Source organism: Allochromatium palmeri, from assembly GCF_009720725.1.
GTDB classification, from domain to species: Bacteria; Pseudomonadota; Gammaproteobacteria; order Chromatiales; family Chromatiaceae; genus Thermochromatium; species Thermochromatium palmeri.
This window is the reverse complement of sequence record NZ_WNKT01000007.1, coordinates 36,360-54,123: the sequence shown is the minus strand read 5'-3', so window position 1 is coordinate 54,123 and position 17,764 is coordinate 36,360. Positions and strand designations below refer to the sequence as shown.

The following is a 17,764-nucleotide window of genomic DNA, read 5'->3' as shown; positions in this document are numbered from 1 at the left end:
CACCACCTACGACTTACGAGACATCCGGCGTGCCTGCCCAATCCATCGATAGCCCGACATCCAGTCAACACAAATCCATCAAAGAGCTGATCGAGGAACAGTTCGTCTCCGGCGGTCACAAGTTGCCCGTGTTCAACCCGGTCGCGCTCGAATTGCGCCAGGCGTTGCAGACTGAAAGCAAGATGTCCATGAAGGATATCGCCGATCTGATCATGAAGGATCAATCGCTCGCGAGCCACTTGCTGCGACTAGCCAACTCCTCGTTCTACGGCGGCCTGAAACGGGTCGATACTATCAGCGCGGCGCTAGTGCGCCTGGGGATGGAGCGCGTCATCAACCTGGCGATGGTCACCTCACAACTGCTGGCGCATACGAGCAAGGTCGACTCGATCGCGCCCCACATGTCGGCCCTCTGGAGTCGCTCCTTCGTCTGCGCGAACGGCGGACGCTGGCTGGCCTGCGAGACCGGGTATGACGATCGCGCCGAAGAGGCATTCATCGCCGGCCTGTTGCACGATATCGGGGAACTCTCGCTGCTCAAGATGCTTGAGAAGCTGAGCAAGGACCAAAGCCTCTCCCTGGCGCTTACTGAATCCCTGTTGAATGAAATCCTCAACACCCTGCACACCGATATCGGCTATCGGCTGATGGTCAAGTGGCAACTACCGGAGGTCTATGCCCGGATCGCCCGTGATCATCATGCTGAACGCTTCGACGAGAGCGATCCACTGCTGATCATCATCCGCCTGATGGATATTCTCTGCCGCAAGCTCGGCGTGGGTCAGGCGGCGGATCCCGAGATCGAACTCGCGGCCACACCCGAGGCGCAGGTGCTGGGTCTCAAGGAGATCAAGCTGGCCGAACTGGAAGTCTTGATGGAAGACGTGATCACCGAGAGCAACAAACTGCTGTCGTCCTAGCCGTCAAGGTGCCCGTGCCGACCACAGCCGTAAACCGATCAGCACCGCGATGAACAGCGCCAGACCACTACCAATCCAGAGTCCAGACGTGAACGGGTCGCGCTCGAAGATCGCGGTCTGATAGAAGATGGTCGCGGTCAGGAAGGCGATGCCCGTGGTCCAGAATCCGACGAAGGTCGCCCAGGTCGCGCCCGCTTCGCGCACGATGGCACCGATCGTCGCCACACAGGGGAAATAGAGCAGCACGAACAGCAGATAGGCGAAGGCTCCAGCCTGACCGTCGAAGCGCTCGGCCATGGCGCCGAAGGTGCCACTCTGGACGCCCTGCTCGGCGGCGGCCACCTCACGGTCGTCGGCCTCACCGATGGCGAGTCCGAGCGGATCCAGTAGACGCTCACCGAGCTGTCCCAGGTTCTCGCCGATCGAGCCGGCTGCGGCGCCCAGCGCGTGCCAGAGTTCGAAGGGTTCCGGTTCCTCGATCGGGTGTGACTCAGCCGCCAGCCGGCCATAGAGCGAATCAAGCGTGCCGACGATCACCTCCTTGGCCAGCACGCCCGAGAAGATGCCGAGCACTGCCGGCCAGTTGTCCTCACTGATGCCCATGGGCGCAAAGAGCGGGGTCGCGGTCCGGCTGACCTCGGCCAGGATCGAATGCTCGCTGTCCTGATTGCCCAGACTGCCGTCGCTGCCGATGGTCGCCAGCAGATTGAGCGCCAGCACCATGAGCACGATGATCTTGCCTGCCTCGCGCAGAAAGAGCTTCACCCGGTCCCAGGTGCGCAGCATCACGCCCTTGAAGGTCGGCAGATGATAGGGCGGCAGCTCCATCAGCAATCCCGAGCTGTCGCCCTTCAGCAGCGTATGCTTCATCGCCAGCCCCGAGAGGATGGCCACCGCAATCCCGGTCAAATAGAGCGCGAACACCAGATTCTGCCCCGAGTGCGGAAAAAAGGCGGCGGCGAAGAGTGCATAGACCGGCAGCCGCGCCCCGCACGACATGAAGGGATTCATCAAGATGGTCAGCTTGCGCTCGCGCTCGCTCTCCAGGGTGCGCGTGGCCATCACCGCCGGCACATTGCAGCCGAAGCCCACGATCAGCGGCACGAACGCCTTGCCTGGCAGCCCGATCGAGCGCATGAAGCGGTCCATGACAAAGGCCGCACGCGCCATGTAGCCCGAGTCCTCCAGGATCGAGAGCACGATATAGAGACTGGCGATGATAGGGATGAAGGTGCCGACCACCTGGAGACCACCGCCGATGCCGGTCGCCAGCACCAGGGTCAGCCAGTCGGGCGCGCCGACCCGGCCCAGCAGCTCGCCGAGTCCATCGACGAACAGCGCCTGCCCGACCTGATCGAAGAAGTCGATGAAGGCCCCGCCGATATTCATGGTGAACATGAACATCAGATAGATCATCAGCAGAAACAGCGGAATGCCGAACAACCGGCTGAGCACCACCTGATCGATGCGATCCGAGGCCGTGCGCTCGATGCGCCGTTCATCGCGTACCACGCGCCGCGCCAGCGCATGGGCATGGCTGAAGCGGGTGTCGGCGATGTGCAGGTCGGCATCCTCGCCGCTGCGCTCGGCGATCTGCTGGCGCAGCGACTCGGCGAGGGCCAGGGTTTCGGGACTGGCCTTGTGCTCGGCGATAGGGTCGGACTCCAGGAGCTTGAGCGCCAGCCAGCGCGCGTTGGCACGCTCGGCACCTGTGCGGCCGTCGGTGTCGCTGTCACTCTCAGCATCGAGTCGAGGCAGCAGTTCCAACACCGCCGCCTCGACACACTCACCATGAGTCAGCGCCATCCCGGCCGGCTCGCGCCCCTCGGCCACGGCCAACAGTCGCGCCTGCAACTCCGTCAAGCCTTCCTTGCTGACCGCCACCAGTGCCACCACCGGACAGCCGAGTGCCTCAGCCAGCGCCTCGGTGTCGATCTGGATGCCACGCTTGCGCGCGATGTCCATCATGTTGAGCGCGATCAGGACGGGCACGCCCATCTCCAGCAACTGCACGGTCAGATAGAGATGACGCTCCAGGTTACTGGCATCGAGCACATTGACGATGAGATCAGCCTCGCGCCCGAGCAGATAGTCGCGCGTGACCATCTCATCGAGCGAACTGGCATCGAGCGAATAGATACCGGGCAGGTCGATCACCCGGATCTTGCGTCCATCCAGTTCCAGCGAGCCTTCCTTGCGCTCGACCGTCACCCCCGGCCAGTTGCCCGTGGTCTGGCGGATGCCGGTCAGCGCATTGAAGAGCGCCGACTTGCCGCAGTTGGGGTTTCCGGCCAGCGCCAGCGTCAGCGGTGGACGCGGCTTGACGACCTTAGCGGTAGTGTCGCGATCGCTCTCGCTCATGCCGCTTCATCTCCCGGTCGTGCGTGAACATTGGACGCGACATCAGACGTTTCGACAGCGACTGGATCGTCCACCAGCGTGACCCAGAGCTTGTCGGCAATCCCGGTACCGATGGCGATCCGCAGCTCGCCGCTGGCCAGCACCAGCCCCTTGCCGCGTCGCTGGACGATGCATAGCGGACTGCCCTGACGCAGCCCCAGCGCCAGCAGACGGCGCGTGAGATGACGTCCACCCCGGATTGCGGCGAGTTGCGCCGGGGTGTCGTCTGGAAGATCGGAGAGACGGAGCGGATCTGAGGTCTGGGACATGGGACGGTACGACTCGGAACGATCGGCACGGCGTTGGATAAGGTCAAAGCATAACCCGAACGCCCGGGATTGCGCAGGCTTGGCGAAGCACTGACCGAGCGGATGGGTGAAAATCTTTGCAACCCGCCGGCCTTTGCGGTTCCAATCAGTGCTCCTGGTCCGTCCACCGACAAGAGCACGCATGCCCACTGACCCCAACCAACACCTCGGCCTGCGCACCGCGAGCCTGCTCGTGGTCGCGACCATGATCGGTACCGGGGTCTTCACGACCACCGGCTTTCTACTGCGTGATCTGGGATCTCAGCCGGCGGTGCTCCTGGCCTGGCTGCTCGGCGGTCTGGCAGCGGCCTGCGGCTCGCTGGCCTATGCCGAATTGGTCGCGGCCCTGCCGCACAATGGCGGGGAATATCGGTTGCTCGGGCGGATCTATCATCCAGCACTGGGCTTCATCGCCGGCTTCGTGTCACTGGTAGTGGGCTTCGCCGCGCCGATCGCCGCGAGCGCGATCGCCTTCGGCGAGTATCTGAACCTGGCGCTCGGCGCCGAGTCCGAGCCGATCCCGCCGCTCGTCTCGGGAATCGCGCTGGTGATCGGCGCCTCGGTGCTGCATTCGATCCGACTTGCGACCGGTCGCCGACTCCAGGATCTGTTCACGCTGCTCAAGGCGCTGCTGATCCTGCTTTTCATCCTGGGCGGCGTCTTCGCCATCACGCCTGGGCGTCTACTGGGCGACGGTGAGCCGCCGGTGCTCGACGCCCTGCTCTCGCCGGCCTTCGCCGTCGGTCTGATCTATGTCTCCTATGCCTACAGCGGCTGGAACGCAGCGGCCTATGTGGCGGGCGAGGTGCGTGATCCTGGGCGTCAACTGCCGATCGCGCTGGTGGTGGGAACGCTGACAGTCACCCTGCTTTATCTGGGCGTGAATGCGGTTTTTCTCGGCGCTGCACCAGCCGAGGAACTGGCGGCCGCCAATGAGCGGGTCGGATATGTAGCGGCCATCCATGTCTTCGGCGAATCGGGTGGACGGCTGCTGAGCGGGCTGATCGCGCTGGGACTGGTCTCGACCGTGGGCGCGCTGGTCATGACCGGGCCGCGTATCTATGAAGCCATGGGACGCGATTATCGGGCCATGGCCTGGCTCGCGCGCCGTATCGATGGAGGCGGACCATTGATCGCGATCTGGCTCCAATCGGGTCTGGCACTCCTGATGCTGATCACGGCGAGCTTCGAGACCCTGGTCAGCTATGCCGGCTTCACGCTCTCGGTGTTCGCGGCGCTTACGGTCGCGGGCGTCTTCGTACTCCGGGTGCGCGAGCCGGATCTGATCCGGCCCTATCGCACCTGGGGGCATCCCTTCACCAGTCTGGCCTTCATTGCCCTCATGGGCTGGATGGTGCTGCACGCTATCCATGAGCGCCCGCTCGTGGTCGCCATCGGTGCCGCGACCGTCGGGCTTGGCTGGCTGGCCTATCGTCTGGCGCGGCGCTCGAACCTCACTTGATCGGGATCACCATCCCATCCTGCCCCTGGCGCTTGAGCAGGGCGCGAACCTGCTCGGCGTCCTGTCGGCTGGAGTAGGCGCCGGTGCGGACCCGATAGGCGGTCCGGCCGTTGGGCAGCGTGGCCGTCTGGACATTCGTCGAAAGACCGAGTTGGGCCAGTTGCGACCTGAACCGCTCGGCGTCCGCCGTACGGCTGAAGGAGGCGACCTGCACCACATAGGTTCCACTACGCGGCTCGTCGGTGGATGGCGGGAGCGCGGCCGAGATGGACGGCTCAGGTTCCGGAGTCTGGGCGGACACAGGTTCAGGCGCGCTTTGCGGCGCCTGGTCCAGTGCCTGGAGCTGTGGTTGTGGACGTGGCGCGGATGGTGGCGGCGGCGGCAGCTTGCTGACGTCGACTTCGGTTTCGCTCAGGATCTTCTCGTAGGTGAAGGTCGGTTTGAGCACCGGCTGACTGGCTTGCGCCGCGCCGACGGACTCCTCCGATGGCCCGCTGCGGGGCGCAAGGATCTGAGAACCGATCACGCCCAGCGCCACGCCGCCGATCATCCAGCCGATACAGGAGCGGTTCGGTTTGCGCCGGATGGGTGGCGTCGAGGGCGGCGACGGCGGTGGTGGTTTGTCGCGATAGTAGTCCTTGGGCATTTTACATGCTCTCCGGCGCCGAGACGCCGATCAGACTCAGTCCGTTGCGCAACACCTGGCGCGTGGCCAGGATCAGCTTGATCCGGGCGTCACGTAACTCGGTGTCATCGACCAGGAACTGATGGGCGTTGTAGTAGGTGTGCAGATCATTGGCCAGCTCGCGCAGATAGTGCGTGATCTGATGCGGTTCGGCCTTGAGTGCGGCCAGTTCGACACTCTCTGGATAGCGGCCGAGGGTACGCAGCAGCGCCTGCTCGTGGGCCTCGGCGAGCCGCTCCAGGTTATGCGTGCCCGAACTCGGCTCGACCACCAGTCCGCGTTCGGCGGCCTGGCGCAGCACGGCGCAGATACGCGCATGGGCGTACTGCACATAGTAGACCGGGTTGTCGGAGGACTCCGATTTGGCCAGATCCAGGTCGAAGTCCATGTGCTGTTCGCAGCGGCGCATCACATAGAAAAAGCGCGCTGCATCGCGTCCGACCTCCTGGCGCAGCTCGCGCAGTGTGACGAACTCGCCCGAGCGGGTCGACATCTGCGCCTTTTCGCCGCCGCGATAGAGGATAGCGAACTGCACCAGGAGTACATCGAGCTTGTCGGCATCGTCGCCGAGCGCCTGGAGTGCCGCCTTGACGCGCGGGATGTAGCCGTGATGATCCGCGCCCCAGATGTCGATGACGCGGTCGAAGCCGCGTTCGAGCTTATCCATGTGATAGGCGATGTCGGAGGCGAAATAGGTGCTCTGGCCGTTCTCGCGTACCACCACCCGATCCTTCTCGTCGCCGAAGGCGGTCGAGCGGAACCAGAGCGCACCGTTCTGCTCGTAGACGTGCCCGGACTCGCGCAACCGCTCGATGGCACGATTGACGGCACCGCTCTCGGTCAGCGAGCGTTCCGAATACCACTCCTGATAGGTCACGCCGAATTCGGCGAGATCCTCGCGGATGTCGTCGAGGATGGTGTTCAGACCCAGCTCGAAGACGTAACGATAGCGGTTGTCGCCCAGCAGGCGCTTGGCGGCGGCGATCAGTCCATCGATATGGGCCTCCTTGTCGCCGGATTGGTCCTGCGGCTCGCCCTCGACCGGAGCGTCGGCGGGAAGCCCGGCGAAGACCTGCTCGGACTCGACCCGATACGCATCGCCATGCTCGCGATGCAGCGTCGCGGCGATGTCCCAGACATAGTCGCCCTTGTAGCCGTTGCTCGGGAAACGCAGTTCCTCGCCACATAGTTCTAGATAGCGCAGCCAGACCGAGGTGCCGAGGATGTCCATCTGGCGCCCGGCGTCGTTGACGTAGTACTCGCGATGCACGTTGAAACCGACCGCTTCGAGCAGATCGGCGACTACCGCGCCATAGGCCGCGCCGCGACCGTGCCCGACATGCAGCGGTCCGGTCGGATTGGCCGAGACGAACTCGACCTGGACACGCTGACCAGCACCGATCCGGCTAAGGCCATAGTCAGGACCAGAGTCCAGGATGCGCGGCACGAGCGTGCGATAGGCGTCCTCGGCCAGGAAGAAATTGATGAACCCTGGGCCGGCGATCTCCACCCGCGCCACCAGCGGCGAGGCGGGCAGGGCGTCGAGCAGTTGCTGAGCCAGATCGCGCGGCTTGGCGCGTGCGGGCTTGGCCAGCAGCAGCGCCAGATTGGTGGCGAAGTCGCCGTGCGCGCTATCCTTGGCACGATCGACCTGGATCTCGGGACGTTCATCGAGTGTCAGCCGGCCTTCGGCAATCAGGGTATCGAGCGCGGCGGACAGAATGGCTTTGATGTCTTGCTTCATTGCGAGTAAAGGCTCGGCCGCCTCGCGCCAGGACACTTAGGCTGGAAGCCGGTTCGTCGGGCGACGCGGTCTGCTGGAGTGAATGACATGATCGGCGGCTGGACCGGAGAATCGAGCGGGTCTGATCCAAGGCTTCGCGGCGACTTCCAGAAACGATTCTCTCGCAGGAGACGGTGACGAAGGAACCACATCCTACGGTTGGGTCCGATCCGAAGCGCTAAGCATACCTGAATCAGCGTCGCGAATGGTTTACAGCAGATCACGCGGATCGACATCGAGCGACCAGCGCAGCCCCTTGCGTCTGGGCAGAGCGCGCACTTCGCGGACCCAGTGGGTGAGAAAGCGTTGCAGACGCGGACGCTCGGCACACTGGATCAGGAGCTGAGCGCGATGGCGTCCGGCGCGGCGCTCCATCGGTGCCGGGATCGGTCCCAGCAGCAGGATCGCGCCCGAATCGGCCTCCAACCGCTCGCCGAGTTCGCGCGCCTGACGCAGAAAGGCCAGCGCGTCCTCCGGATCGGGCGCCTCGGCGCGCGCCAGTGCCAGATGGCTATAGGGCGGCAGCTCGGCTTCGGCGCGCTCGCGCAGGGCCGCGCTCGCGAACCCCGCATAGCCCTCGCGCAACAGCGATTGCAATAGCGGGTGCTCGGGATGGCGGGTCTGAAGGACCACCCGCCCCGAACGCTCGGCCCGTCCGGCACGTCCCGCCACCTGCACGATGAGCTGGGCGGTGCGCTCGGCGGCGCGAAAATCGCTGGCATAGAGCGACTGATCGAGTTCGAGGATGCCGACCAGGGTCACACCCGGAAAGTCATGGCCCTTGGCCAGCATCTGGGTGCCGAGCAGGATCTGGGTCTCGCCCTTGTGGACCGCGTCCAGCACCCGCCCGAGTTCGCCGCGACGGCGCGTGCTATCGCGATCGAGCCGGGCGATGCGCGTCTCGGGAAAGAGCGCGACCAGCTCCTCTTCCAGCCGCTCGGTGCCGCGACCGAGCATCCGCAGCTCCTGACTCTGGCACTTGGGACAGTGACTCGGCTGGAAACAGGACCAACCGCAGTGATGACACCACAGCCGCCGCTCGCTCAGATGCAACGTCAGACGCGCGTCACAATGCGGGCACTCGCCGATCCAGCCGCAGGCATGACAGGTGAGCACGGGCGCATAGCCACGTCGGTTGAGAAAAAGCAGGATCTGGTTGCCGGCGACCAGCTCGGCCTGGATGTGCTCGCGCAGCACGGGCGAGAGTCCGGCGCGCAGCGGCTGATTGCGGATGTCGAGGATCGAGATCATCGGCGGTCGCGCCCCGCCGGCGCGCTCAGTCAGGCGCAACCAGCCGTAGCGCCCGAGCTGGGCGTTGCGCAGGGTCTCCAGCGAGGGCGTGGCCGAGCCGAGTACCACTGGACAGCCGGCAAGCTGGGCGCGACGCACCGCCAGATCGCGCCCCGAATAGCGCAGACCGTCCTGTTGTTTGAGCGAATCGTCGTGCTCCTCGTCGACCACGATCAGTCCCAGACGCGGAATCGGCGCCAGCACCGCCGAGCGCGTGCCCAGGATGAGATGGGCTTCGCCGCGCGCGGCGCGCAGCCAGTTGCGCTCGCGCTCGCTGGCCTTGAGTGCCGAATGCAGCACGGCAATGGGTCCGGGCAGCCGGGTGCGGAAGCGTTCGCGCAACTGGGGCGTCAAGCCGATTTCGGGGACGACGACCAAGGCTTGGTGACCCTGGGCGATGACGGACTCGATCAGACGGATATAGACCTCGGTCTTGCCACTGCCGGTCACGCCGTCGAGCAGAAAGGCGCCAAAGGTGCCGAAAGCGGCTTGAACGGCGGTGACGGCGGTCTGCTGTTCGGTATGGAGTTCGGGGCCGGCGACTGGCAGCGTCTCATCAATGGGATCGGGCGAGCGCGTGAGCCGGATGTCGGCGATCAGTTCCTTGGAGCGGAGCGCGCGGATGGCGCTCTGATTGTCGCCGAGCCGCGCCGATAGCTCGCCGAGCGTCAGCCCTTCGGGTGCCGCGCGCAGGGCGTCGAGAAGCGCGCGTTGCTTGGGCGCGCGTGCGAGTGTTTCCAGAGCCAGCGTCCGGCCTGATTCGGTCACCTGGAGTCCGGGCGCCGTCTCGACCGGCAGCGGTTCGGGATCGCGCAGACGCGCCGGAATCGCGGCGAACAGCGCCTCGCCGATCGGCTGCTGATAATAGGCCGCCGCCCAGGCCAGCAGTTTCAGATCCGGCTCATCGAGCAGTGGCTCGGGATCCAGTACGCGCTCGACGCGCTTGAGTTTGTTGAGTGGATGCGTGCTCTGATCGACGATCGCGATCAGGATACCAACCCGAGAACGGCGTCCAAACGGAACCAGCAGACGCAGACCGGGACGCAGCCGGGCGAGTGGCGGATCGGCCGGCGGCAGATAGTCGAACGTGTCGGCCAATGGCGCCTCGACCGCGACGCGCCAGATGGTCGGCTGATCCTGGTCGCAGGCGGGGGACGCAGTCGTTTTATACTCTGCGCGATTCGACGGAATATCGGAGATCACTGATGCACTTGGTCTCGCTCGATGAACCACGACGGCCCTGGCGTCTGATCCGGCAGCTCTTTCTGCTGCTGTTCCTGACCAGTCTGGGTCTGGCGATCTGGAGCCATTGGAAGAAAGATCAGTTCCCGCCGCCCGCCTTCTACGATCTGGAGCGGCTGGTCGAGCCGCGTCAGACGCGCACCCTCACGGATCCCTTTGAGATCGAAGCCGAGGGGATCCGCTATCGTATCGATCCAAAGTTCGACTACGAGCTCGATGGCGTGGTGGTCAGTCTGCACGACAGCGATGTCTTCTGGGACATCTACCATACCAAGGACTGGCAGGACTTCATCAATATACGCGACCTGTGCGTGGTCTGGGGCGAGAATGTCGCCGGCGATGTCTTCCGTGCCATGCGCTACAAGAACAGTACCTGGACGTGCTGGATCTCGACCGATGATCCGCAGGCGGCGCGGGACTTCGCCTGGAATCAGCTTTCCAACAACCATCTGCTCAGTCATGTCGGTTTGGTGCGGAAGGCGATCAAGTCGGCTGAGATCGGCGATCAGATCTATCTGCGCGGGCAACTGGCCGGCTATTCACATGACGGCGGGTTCCAGCGCGGCACTAGCGTCACGCGCGACGACATGGGGAACGGCGCCTGCGAGACCATCCATGTCGAGGATTTCCGGATCACACGCAAGGCCAATGCCGGCTGGCGTCTGGCCTACAAGCTGGCTGTGGGATCGACGCTCGTCGGATTGCTTGGGCTCACTTGGGTGTTTCTGTTTGCGCCTTATCGTGTTTGAACGCTGGGCGCCTTCTTTCTGCCGACGCGCATGAGCCGCGATCTGCCGGCGCGGGCCAAGGCGCCGGGATTGAGCACGGCGCGCGAGATCAGAACGCGATGTTGCTTGAGTAAGTTCACGGCGACTTCGGCTTGTTGCGGATGGTCGTCGACAGCCAGCCGAACCAGCATATTGGTATCGAAGGCGATCATCGGCAGCGTTGTTCCGCAGCGGCCCAGTCGGCGCGGGCATCGACCGGCGCGCAGAGGTCATCGGTTGACAACGACGGACCGTCCTGCTTGAGAAATCCCCGCAGGTCTTCCAGTCGCCGTGGCTTCTTGGCGGCTTGCGGTCGCAGCAAGAGGCCGGTCTCGGTGGTTTCGAGAATCAAGGCATGACCACTTTCCCAATGCAGCTCGTCGCAGATGTGTTTGGGGATCTCGATCCGGCCATGGTTCGAGAGTGTAACGGTCGCCGTGGACATCGTGTTCTCCAGGATGAATAGGGAGCTTAGTCGTGTTCGAGGCGTTTGGATGCTACACCAAAGCTGGGGGATCGCCAACGGCGGGGTGAGTCTTGGCGCGGAGGCTGGCATCCGGCACGGATGGTGGTAGGCTTGCGCCATTCGGATCATAGGGAGCTACTGGCCGATGTCTACTGACGACAACCGCGAATCTTCATCGAACGCGCTGGTGCCGCGTTCGGGTACGGGGCTGGCCGAGACCGGACGGCGCACGCATCCCGTGCTGGCGCTCAAGGACTGGAACGAAAAACGCCCCGAACTCTTCAAAAAGCGTGTCTATAATCTCCGGGGACTTGACAGAAAACCACGCAATGATGACTCGAATATTCCGAGCCGTATCCAGCCACTATGTCTTCACTGACTCAACAGGTACTGCGAACGGATCTGGCGGGCATGCCGCTGGAGTGGGTCGACTATCGTGATGCCGCGCGACTCCATGTCCTCGGCCTGGTGGCCTATTCCTGCGGCGATCCGCTCTTCCTGCTGCACGGCGGGATCAACGCCGGCACGGGCCGCCGGAGTCAACTTCAGATCCACTCCATCATCGCCACCCATGGTCTGCATCATGCACTCGACCAGCCGCGCGATGGTTACTCACCCCCGCTCTCCAACCGCACGCTCTTTCAGCGCGACGACCACATGTGTCTCTACTGCGGTCAGCGTTTTCCGGCGCGCCAGCTCTCACGCGACCATGTGCGCCCCACCAGCCGGGGCGGGCAAGACATCTGGAGCAACGTGGTCACGGCCTGCGTGCGCTGCAACAACCACAAGGCCGGCCGCACGCCCGAAGATGCCGGGATGGAACTGCTCGCCGTACCCTTCACCCCGACCCATGCCGAGTACGTCTACCTGATGGGGCGCCACGTCCTCGCCGATCAAATGCATTTTCTGCGCGCGCACTTCCCGCGCTCCAGTCCATTGCACCGACGGTTCGGGCGCGGGGAGGCTTTATGACGCGCTGGGATCTGATCGCCGAACACATCAGCGCAGCCACGGGCGCGTCCTTCCAGGTCCGAGGCCAGCGTCTGGTCGGGGGCGGCTGCATCAACCGCGCCGCTGTCGTCGAGGACGACGGGCGCGCCTTCTTCGTCAAGCTCAACGCGCCCGAGCGGCTGGAGATGTTCGAGGCCGAGTCCGAGGGACTGGCGGCACTCGCCACCGCGCAGGCGATCCGCGTCCCCGAGTCGATCTGTGTCGGCATCGCCGGTCGCGAGAGCTTCCTGGTGATGGAGCGACTGGATCTGGGCGGACGGCTCGATGGCGAGCGCGCCGGACGTCAACTGGCCGAGCTGCACCGCGCCACCGCCGAGCACTTCGGCTGGCATCGCGACAATACCATCGGCTCCACGCCCCAGCTCAACAGGCCCGATCACGACTGGGTTACCTTCTGGCGTGACTGTCGACTCGGCCCGCAGCTCAGGCTCGCCGCCGCCAACGGCTATCGCGGGCAACTCCAGCACGCCGGTGAGCGTCTGCTCTCGCGGCTCGATGTCCTCATCGGCCATCAGCCGCCCCCGTCACTCCTACACGGCGACCTCTGGGGCGGCAATATCGGCGCCACGCCCGCCGGCGAGCCGGTCATCTTCGATCCCGCCGTCTATCATGGCGACCGCGAGGCCGATCTGGCCATGACCGAACTCTTTGGCGGCTTCGGCTCGCGCTTCCAGGCGGCCTATCGCGAAGCCTGGCCGCTCGATCCCGCCTATGCCACGCGCCGGATTCTCTACAACCTCTATCACGTTCTCAATCATCTCAATCTTTTCGGCGGCGGTTATCTCGATCAGTCACACACCATGATCGAACGGCTGCTCGCCGAAACCGCTTGAGGTGACGCCAAAATGACGGATGTGTTAAAACCGCGTTCCAATCAAATGATTTCCCATCTCGCGTCACATTGCCATCGACAGTGCGAGACCAGGCGGTTTTCAACATCCCTTGAGTTACGTCGACCCCTTTTTTCACATGCCACGCGAGTTGCTGCTACTGCGTCACGCCAAATCGGACTGGGACTCGGGCGCCGCAAGCGATTTCGAGCGTCCACTGGCCAAGCGCGGCAAGAACGATGCACCCAGGGTCGGCTCCTGGCTCTATCGCGAAGGGCTGGTGCCGGATCATGTGGTCAGCTCGCCGGCCGAGCGTGCGCGCCAGACCGTGACCAAGGTCTGCAAGCGTCTGGATTTCAAGAAGAAGCGCATCGTCTGGGATACTGAGATTTATGAGGCCAGCGTCCCCGATCTGCTCGGTGTGCTTGCCCGCTGTCCCGGCGAGGCGGCCACTGTACTGCTGGTCGGGCACAATCCGGGGCTGGAGGAGTTGGTGCGGCATCTGGTCGGCGAGGAGGTCGAATCGCCTGCCGATGGCAAGCTCCTGCCCACAGCCACGGTCGCGCGTCTGGAGATGCCGGACGACTGGAGCCGGCTCGCTCCGGGGAGTGCCCATCTGCTCTCGATCACTCGCCCACGTTGAAACAGCCGTCCGGGCACCTACAATCCAATCCAGGTCTTCGTTTCCACAGGAATTCATCCAATGGCTGTACTCATCTTCGGACTTGTGCTCTTTCTCGGGATGCATTCCATCTCGATCGTCAAACCCAACCTGCGCGATACGATCGTCGAGCGCTTCGGGCTCGTGCCCTGGCAGGCCGTCTATGGTCTGATCTCGCTGATCGGCTTCGTGCTGATCCTTCAGGGCTATGGCCAAGCGCGGCTGTCGCCGGTCATGCTCTATGAGCCGCCGACCTGGCTCAGACACATCAATCTGCTGCTGATGCTGCCGGTGTTTCCGCTACTGTTCGCCGCCTATCTGCCGGGACGCATCCAGAGCACCGTCAAGCATCCGATGCTGCTAGCGGTCAAGATCTGGGCCTTGGCCCATCTGCTCGCCAACGGGACGCTGGCCGACATGCTGCTGTTCGGTTCCTTCCTGGCCTGGGCGGTGGCGGACCGGATCTCGCTCAAGCACCGCACCGCGCCGCCGGTCCAGGGCGCACCTCCAGGCCCCATCAACGACGCCATCGCCATCGTCGGCGGGCTGGGACTCTATCTGCTGTTCATCTTCTGGCTGCACCGCGCCATGATGGGAGTGGCGCCGATCGGTTGATGGCAGCGCCACGGATGGCGCTGGAAGCCCCCGCCTGACCGGATACGCACCAGAGACACCTGACCGAGCCTGCCGTGTATCTGTGGCGTATCGATTTTGCATGAAGGGATCGGCCTGGAACCTGTATCCTCCCGGACAGCTACCGGCCTCGTATCTGCCTGACGCCCTCATGCCATGACCGAAACCCTCGACATCCTCTGGCTCCTCGTCTGCGCCTGCCTGGTATTCCTGATGCAGGCCGGATTTCTGTGTCTGGAAACCGGGCTGGTCCGCGCCAAGAACAGCATCAACGTCGCGATCAAGAACATCTTGGATCTCTGTCTCGCCGGCTTCGCCTTCTGGATGCTCGGCTATGCACTCATGTTCGGCGAGACCTGGGACGGTTGGATCGGCACGGACGGCTTCTTCTTTGGGACCGGGCAATCGCCCTGGATACTGAGCTTCTTCGTCTTTCAGGCGATGTTCTGCAGCACCTCGGCGACCATCGTCTCGGGGGCCGTGGCCGAACGGATGCGTTTCCTGGCCTATGCGATCATAGCTTTGGTCATGGTGATCCTCATCTATCCCGTGACCGGTCATTGGGCCTGGGGCGGCTTGCCGCGCGAGGCACGGGATGGCTGGCTGGCGCAACTGGGATTCATCGATTTCGCCGGCTCGACCGTGGTCCATTCGGTGGGCGGCTGGGTGTCGCTGGCCGCCGTGCTACGACTCGGTCCGCGCAGTGGCCGCTTCGACAGCGGTGGTGGCCAGGCCATGCGGGGCGGCAACCTGCCCCTGACGACGCTCGGCGTCCTGCTGCTCTGGCTCGGCTGGTTCGGCTTCAACGGCGGCAGCACCCTAGCCTTCGATGACCAGGTGCCCCTGATCTTGCTCAATACCTTCCTCGCCGGTTGCGCCGGTGGACTCACGGCCATGGTGTACAGCTACGCGGTGCGCGGCCAATTGATCGTGACCGAGCCACTCAACGGCATCATCGGCGGCCTAGTCGGCATCACTGCCTCCTGCCACCTGCAGGAGCCTGCCTTTGCGGCCCTGATCGGGGCCGTCGCCGGACTGGTGGTCTCGCTCGGCACAGCGGCCCTGGAGCGCCTGCGCATCGACGATGCCGTGGGCGCTATCCCGGCGCACCTCTTCGCGGGTATCTGGGGCACCCTGGCGGTGGCGCTCTTCGCGCCCGTGGCCGATTTCGAACTGACCGGCGGGCGTCTGGTTCAGCTTGAGGTTCAGGCCCTGGGCATTCTGGCCGTGGGTGCCTATGCCTTCGGGATCAGCCTGATGGCGCTCTGGATCCTGGACCGCGTCTATCGACTGCGGGTCGACCCTGAGTCCGAGCGCCTCGGTCTCAACGTCGCCGAGCATGGTGCAAGCACCGAAATCCTGGATCTGTTGACGGAGATGGATACACAGCGGCGGCATGGCGACTTCTCGCGCCGCGTCTTCGCCGAGCCACACACGGAAGTCGGGCAGATCGCCCATCAATACAATCATGTCCTGCAACGGGTCAGCGAGGAGATCCACAAGCGCGAGGCCATCCTGCGCGATCTCACGGCGAGCGAAACCCGCAAGAGCGCCATCCTCGACGCCGTACTCGATTGCATCCTCACCATCGATCACGAGGGCCGCTTGCTCGAAATCAACCCAGCGGCGGCCCGCACCCTGGGCTGCTCGCGCCGCGCCGTGCTGGGACGCCCCCTCGCCGACATCCTCATTCCGGAGGAAGCGCGCCCGGCTTACGACGCGGCACTCGCGCAGGGATTTGTCACTGAAGGCCGCTTCGTGGTCAACCAACGCTCACACACCATCCTCAAGCGCGTCAGCGGTGAGACCTTTCCGGCGGAGCTAACGATCGCGCGGGTCAAGAGCGGAGCGCATCCGGAATTCAACTTCCATGCGCGCGACGTCACCCGCCAGCGCGAAGTCCAGCGGCGTCTGCACCAACTGGCGCACTATGACGGCTTGACTGGTCTGGCGAACCGGCAGTTCTTCCGTCAAAATCTGAACATTCATCTGATGGGCTCGGAGCCCAGCCGGATCGCCGTGCTGTTCCTGGATCTGGATCGTTTCAAGAGCATCAACGACACCCTGGGACACGCGGCTGGCGACCAGCTCCTGCGCACCGTGGCCGAGCGTTTGCGCTCGGTGTTGCGCGGCGAGGATCTGGTGGCGCGCTGGGGTGGTGATGAGTTCGTCGTCGCGCTGCTGGGTGTCCAGGATCGCGATGCGGTCATGCACAAGGCCGCCGACATCATCGCGCGACTGGCCGAGCCGCACCCGCTCGCGGGACGCTCGGTGCGCGCGCCGACCAGTATCGGGGCCGCACTCTATCCGGAGGGTGGGACCAGTGCTGATCTGCTAATCCGCAATGCCGATCTGGCGCTCTACCGTGCCAAGAGCAACGGTCGCGGACACTGTCAGCTCTTCGATCCCGCGTTGGCCTCGGAGATCTCCGAACGACTGGAATTCGAGAACGATGTGCGCGATGCGCTCGAGCGCGGCGAGCTGGAGCTGTTCTATCAGCCGCAGATGGAGGTGGACTCAGACCGGCTCGTCGGACTCGAAGCCCTGCTGCGATGGCAGCATCCGGACAAGGGCATGATCTCACCGGCGGTCTTCGTGCCCATCCTGGAGGAGCTGGGCCTGATCGACCTCGTCGGCGAATGGGTGCTGCGAACGGCCTGCCAGCAGCATCGCGTCTGGCGTAACCATGGACTCAGACCGCCACGGATCGCTGTCAACGTCTCCGGGCGCCAGTTTCTGCGTCCAGGCTTCGCCGAGACGGTCGAGCGTATCCTGAGCGAGGAACTGGCCGCCGCGACGGCCGTGGAACTCGAGATCACCGAGACCGTCCTGGCGCACGACACCGACGTCTGCATCGCGACACTGCGTCGGCTCAAACGGCTCGGACTGGAGATCGCCCTCGATGATTTCGGCACCGGCTATTCCTCAATGAGCTATCTCAAGCGTTTCCCGATCGACACACTGAAGATCGATCGGGCCTTCGTCGCCGAGTGCGACAGCAACGCCGAGGACGCGGCTATCTGCATCGCGATTCTTTCACTGGCGCGCGGACTCGGACTCAAGACGCTCGCCGAAGGTGTGGAAACGCCGGGCCAGCTCGCCTTCCTGCGCCAGGAGGGTTGTCAGTTCTACCAAGGCTTCATCTTCAGCCGGCCCATGCCGGTCCAGGAGGTGGAGCGGTTCCTCGCCGAGGATGAAAGAGTGCTACGGTAGAGCAAAAAACAGTCTTTACCGACCAGGCCGTGAGAGTGTCAAACCAATGAATCCAGCCGCGCAAGACCGGATCTCATCTCAAGCCGACTGCAA

At 64.1% G+C, this 17,764-nt stretch carries 16 protein-coding genes; 9 read left to right on the top strand and 7 right to left on the bottom strand.

Features of this window, described 5'->3' with window-relative positions; translation table 11 throughout:
• Positions 1-29 precede the first annotated feature (29 nt).
• Entirely contained in the window at positions 30-920 is an 891-nt protein-coding gene (locus tag GJ668_RS05265) for an HDOD domain-containing protein (protein ID WP_186342903.1), read from the top strand.
• 3 nt (positions 921-923) lie between these two features.
• Here GJ668_RS05265 and feoB read toward each other — a convergent pair whose 3' ends face one another.
• Positions 924-3,281, bottom strand: a complete 2,358-nt coding sequence (gene feoB, locus GJ668_RS05260; protein WP_155449094.1) for a Fe(2+) transporter permease subunit FeoB — start codon at positions 3,279-3,281, stop codon at positions 924-926.
• Positions 3,278-3,589, bottom strand: coding sequence for a FeoA family protein (locus GJ668_RS05255; RefSeq protein WP_246194636.1), 312 nt, complete (start codon positions 3,587-3,589; stop codon positions 3,278-3,280). Before GJ668_RS05255 ends, feoB begins: the two co-directional genes overlap by 4 nt.
• A 181-nt stretch (positions 3,590-3,770) precedes the next feature.
• Here GJ668_RS05255 and GJ668_RS05250 point away from each other — a divergent pair, with 181 nt between their 5' ends.
• Positions 3,771-5,090 (top strand): APC family permease, encoded by a 1,320-nt coding sequence (locus tag GJ668_RS05250; RefSeq protein WP_155449093.1) that lies wholly within the window; start codon positions 3,771-3,773, stop codon positions 5,088-5,090.
• Here the strand turns inward: GJ668_RS05250 and GJ668_RS05245 are convergent.
• The 3 genes from GJ668_RS05245 to GJ668_RS05235 form a co-directional block, all read right to left on the bottom strand.
• Positions 5,083-5,736 (bottom strand): SPOR domain-containing protein, encoded by a 654-nt coding sequence (locus GJ668_RS05245; protein WP_155449091.1) that lies wholly within the window; start codon positions 5,734-5,736, stop codon positions 5,083-5,085. The genes GJ668_RS05250 and GJ668_RS05245 overlap by 8 nt on opposite strands.
• Before the next feature lies 1 nt (position 5,737).
• Positions 5,738-7,519, bottom strand: coding sequence for an arginine--tRNA ligase (argS, locus tag GJ668_RS05240; protein ID WP_155449090.1), 1,782 nt, complete (start codon positions 7,517-7,519; stop codon positions 5,738-5,740).
• Positions 7,520-7,768: 249 nt separating this feature from the next.
• A complete protein-coding gene (locus GJ668_RS05235; protein ID WP_186342908.1) occupies positions 7,769-9,973 on the bottom strand; it encodes a primosomal protein N' in 2,205 nt (734 codons plus the stop codon).
• A gap of 80 nt (positions 9,974-10,053) precedes the next feature.
• Between GJ668_RS05235 and GJ668_RS05230 the strand changes: the two genes are divergently transcribed.
• Complete coding sequence (locus tag GJ668_RS05230) at positions 10,054-10,839, top strand: hypothetical protein (RefSeq protein ID WP_186342902.1); 786 nt, start codon at positions 10,054-10,056, stop codon at positions 10,837-10,839.
• Here GJ668_RS05230 and GJ668_RS20075 read toward each other — a convergent pair.
• A complete protein-coding gene (locus tag GJ668_RS20075) occupies positions 10,827-11,030 on the bottom strand; it encodes a PIN domain-containing protein (protein ID WP_186342901.1) in 204 nt (67 codons plus the stop codon). The two genes, GJ668_RS05230 and GJ668_RS20075, sit on opposite strands and share 13 nt — an antisense overlap.
• Positions 11,027-11,302, bottom strand: coding sequence for an AbrB/MazE/SpoVT family DNA-binding domain-containing protein (locus tag GJ668_RS05220; RefSeq protein ID WP_155449087.1), 276 nt, complete (start codon positions 11,300-11,302; stop codon positions 11,027-11,029). The genes GJ668_RS20075 and GJ668_RS05220 overlap by 4 nt, the downstream gene beginning before the upstream one ends.
• Positions 11,303-11,468: 166 nt before the next feature.
• Between GJ668_RS05220 and GJ668_RS21065 the strand changes: the two genes are divergently transcribed.
• The 6 genes from GJ668_RS21065 (at position 11,469) to amt (ending at position 17,671) form a co-directional block, all read left to right on the top strand.
• Complete coding sequence (locus GJ668_RS21065; RefSeq protein WP_155449085.1) at positions 11,469-11,702, top strand: hypothetical protein; 234 nt, start codon at positions 11,469-11,471, stop codon at positions 11,700-11,702.
• Positions 11,690-12,295 (top strand): HNH endonuclease, encoded by a 606-nt coding sequence (locus GJ668_RS05210; protein WP_155449083.1) that lies wholly within the window; start codon positions 11,690-11,692, stop codon positions 12,293-12,295. Before GJ668_RS21065 ends, GJ668_RS05210 begins: the two co-directional genes overlap by 13 nt.
• Positions 12,292-13,167 carry a fructosamine kinase family protein gene (locus GJ668_RS05205; RefSeq protein ID WP_155449082.1) on the top strand — a complete coding sequence of 292 codons (876 nt, stop codon included), beginning with the start codon at positions 12,292-12,294 and terminating at the stop codon, positions 13,165-13,167. The genes GJ668_RS05210 and GJ668_RS05205 overlap by 4 nt, the downstream gene beginning before the upstream one ends.
• Before the next feature lie 136 nt (positions 13,168-13,303).
• Entirely contained in the window at positions 13,304-13,807 is a 504-nt protein-coding gene (locus tag GJ668_RS05200) for a SixA phosphatase family protein (protein ID WP_155449155.1), read from the top strand.
• Positions 13,808-13,867: 60 nt separating this feature from the next.
• Entirely contained in the window at positions 13,868-14,440 is a 573-nt protein-coding gene (locus tag GJ668_RS05195; protein ID WP_155449080.1) for an NnrU family protein, read from the top strand.
• Positions 14,441-14,614: 174 nt separating this feature from the next.
• Positions 14,615-17,671 (top strand): ammonium transporter, encoded by a 3,057-nt coding sequence (gene amt, locus GJ668_RS05190; RefSeq protein ID WP_155449078.1) that lies wholly within the window; start codon positions 14,615-14,617, stop codon positions 17,669-17,671.
• The last annotated feature ends 93 nt before the right edge of the window (positions 17,672-17,764 follow it).

Excerpts from the sequence above, each read along its gene's own strand:
- feoB (WP_155449094.1), bottom strand. The coding sequence starts at position 3,281 with ATGAGCGAGAGCGATCGCGACACTACCGCTAAGGTCGTCAAGCCGCGT.
- GJ668_RS05255 (WP_246194636.1), bottom strand. The coding sequence starts at position 3,589 with ATGTCCCAGACCTCAGATCCGCTCCGTCTCTCCGATCTTCCAGACGAC.
- GJ668_RS05250 (WP_155449093.1), top strand. The coding sequence starts at position 3,771 with ATGCCCACTGACCCCAACCAACACCTCGGCCTGCGCACCGCGAGCCTG.
- GJ668_RS05245 (WP_155449091.1), bottom strand. The coding sequence starts at position 5,736 with ATGCCCAAGGACTACTATCGCGACAAACCACCACCGCCGTCGCCGCCC.
- argS (WP_155449090.1), bottom strand. The coding sequence starts at position 7,519 with ATGAAGCAAGACATCAAAGCCATTCTGTCCGCCGCGCTCGATACCCTG.
- GJ668_RS05230 (WP_186342902.1), top strand. The coding sequence starts at position 10,054 with ATGCACTTGGTCTCGCTCGATGAACCACGACGGCCCTGGCGTCTGATC.
- GJ668_RS20075 (WP_186342901.1), bottom strand. The coding sequence starts at position 11,030 with ATGATCGCCTTCGATACCAATATGCTGGTTCGGCTGGCTGTCGACGAC.
- GJ668_RS05220 (WP_155449087.1), bottom strand. The coding sequence starts at position 11,302 with ATGTCCACGGCGACCGTTACACTCTCGAACCATGGCCGGATCGAGATC.
- GJ668_RS21065 (WP_155449085.1), top strand. The coding sequence starts at position 11,469 with ATGTCTACTGACGACAACCGCGAATCTTCATCGAACGCGCTGGTGCCG.
- GJ668_RS05210 (WP_155449083.1), top strand. The coding sequence starts at position 11,690 with ATGTCTTCACTGACTCAACAGGTACTGCGAACGGATCTGGCGGGCATG.
- GJ668_RS05205 (WP_155449082.1), top strand. The coding sequence starts at position 12,292 with ATGACGCGCTGGGATCTGATCGCCGAACACATCAGCGCAGCCACGGGC.
- GJ668_RS05200 (WP_155449155.1), top strand. The coding sequence starts at position 13,304 with ATGCCACGCGAGTTGCTGCTACTGCGTCACGCCAAATCGGACTGGGAC.
- GJ668_RS05195 (WP_155449080.1), top strand. The coding sequence starts at position 13,868 with ATGGCTGTACTCATCTTCGGACTTGTGCTCTTTCTCGGGATGCATTCC.
- amt (WP_155449078.1), top strand. The coding sequence starts at position 14,615 with ATGACCGAAACCCTCGACATCCTCTGGCTCCTCGTCTGCGCCTGCCTG.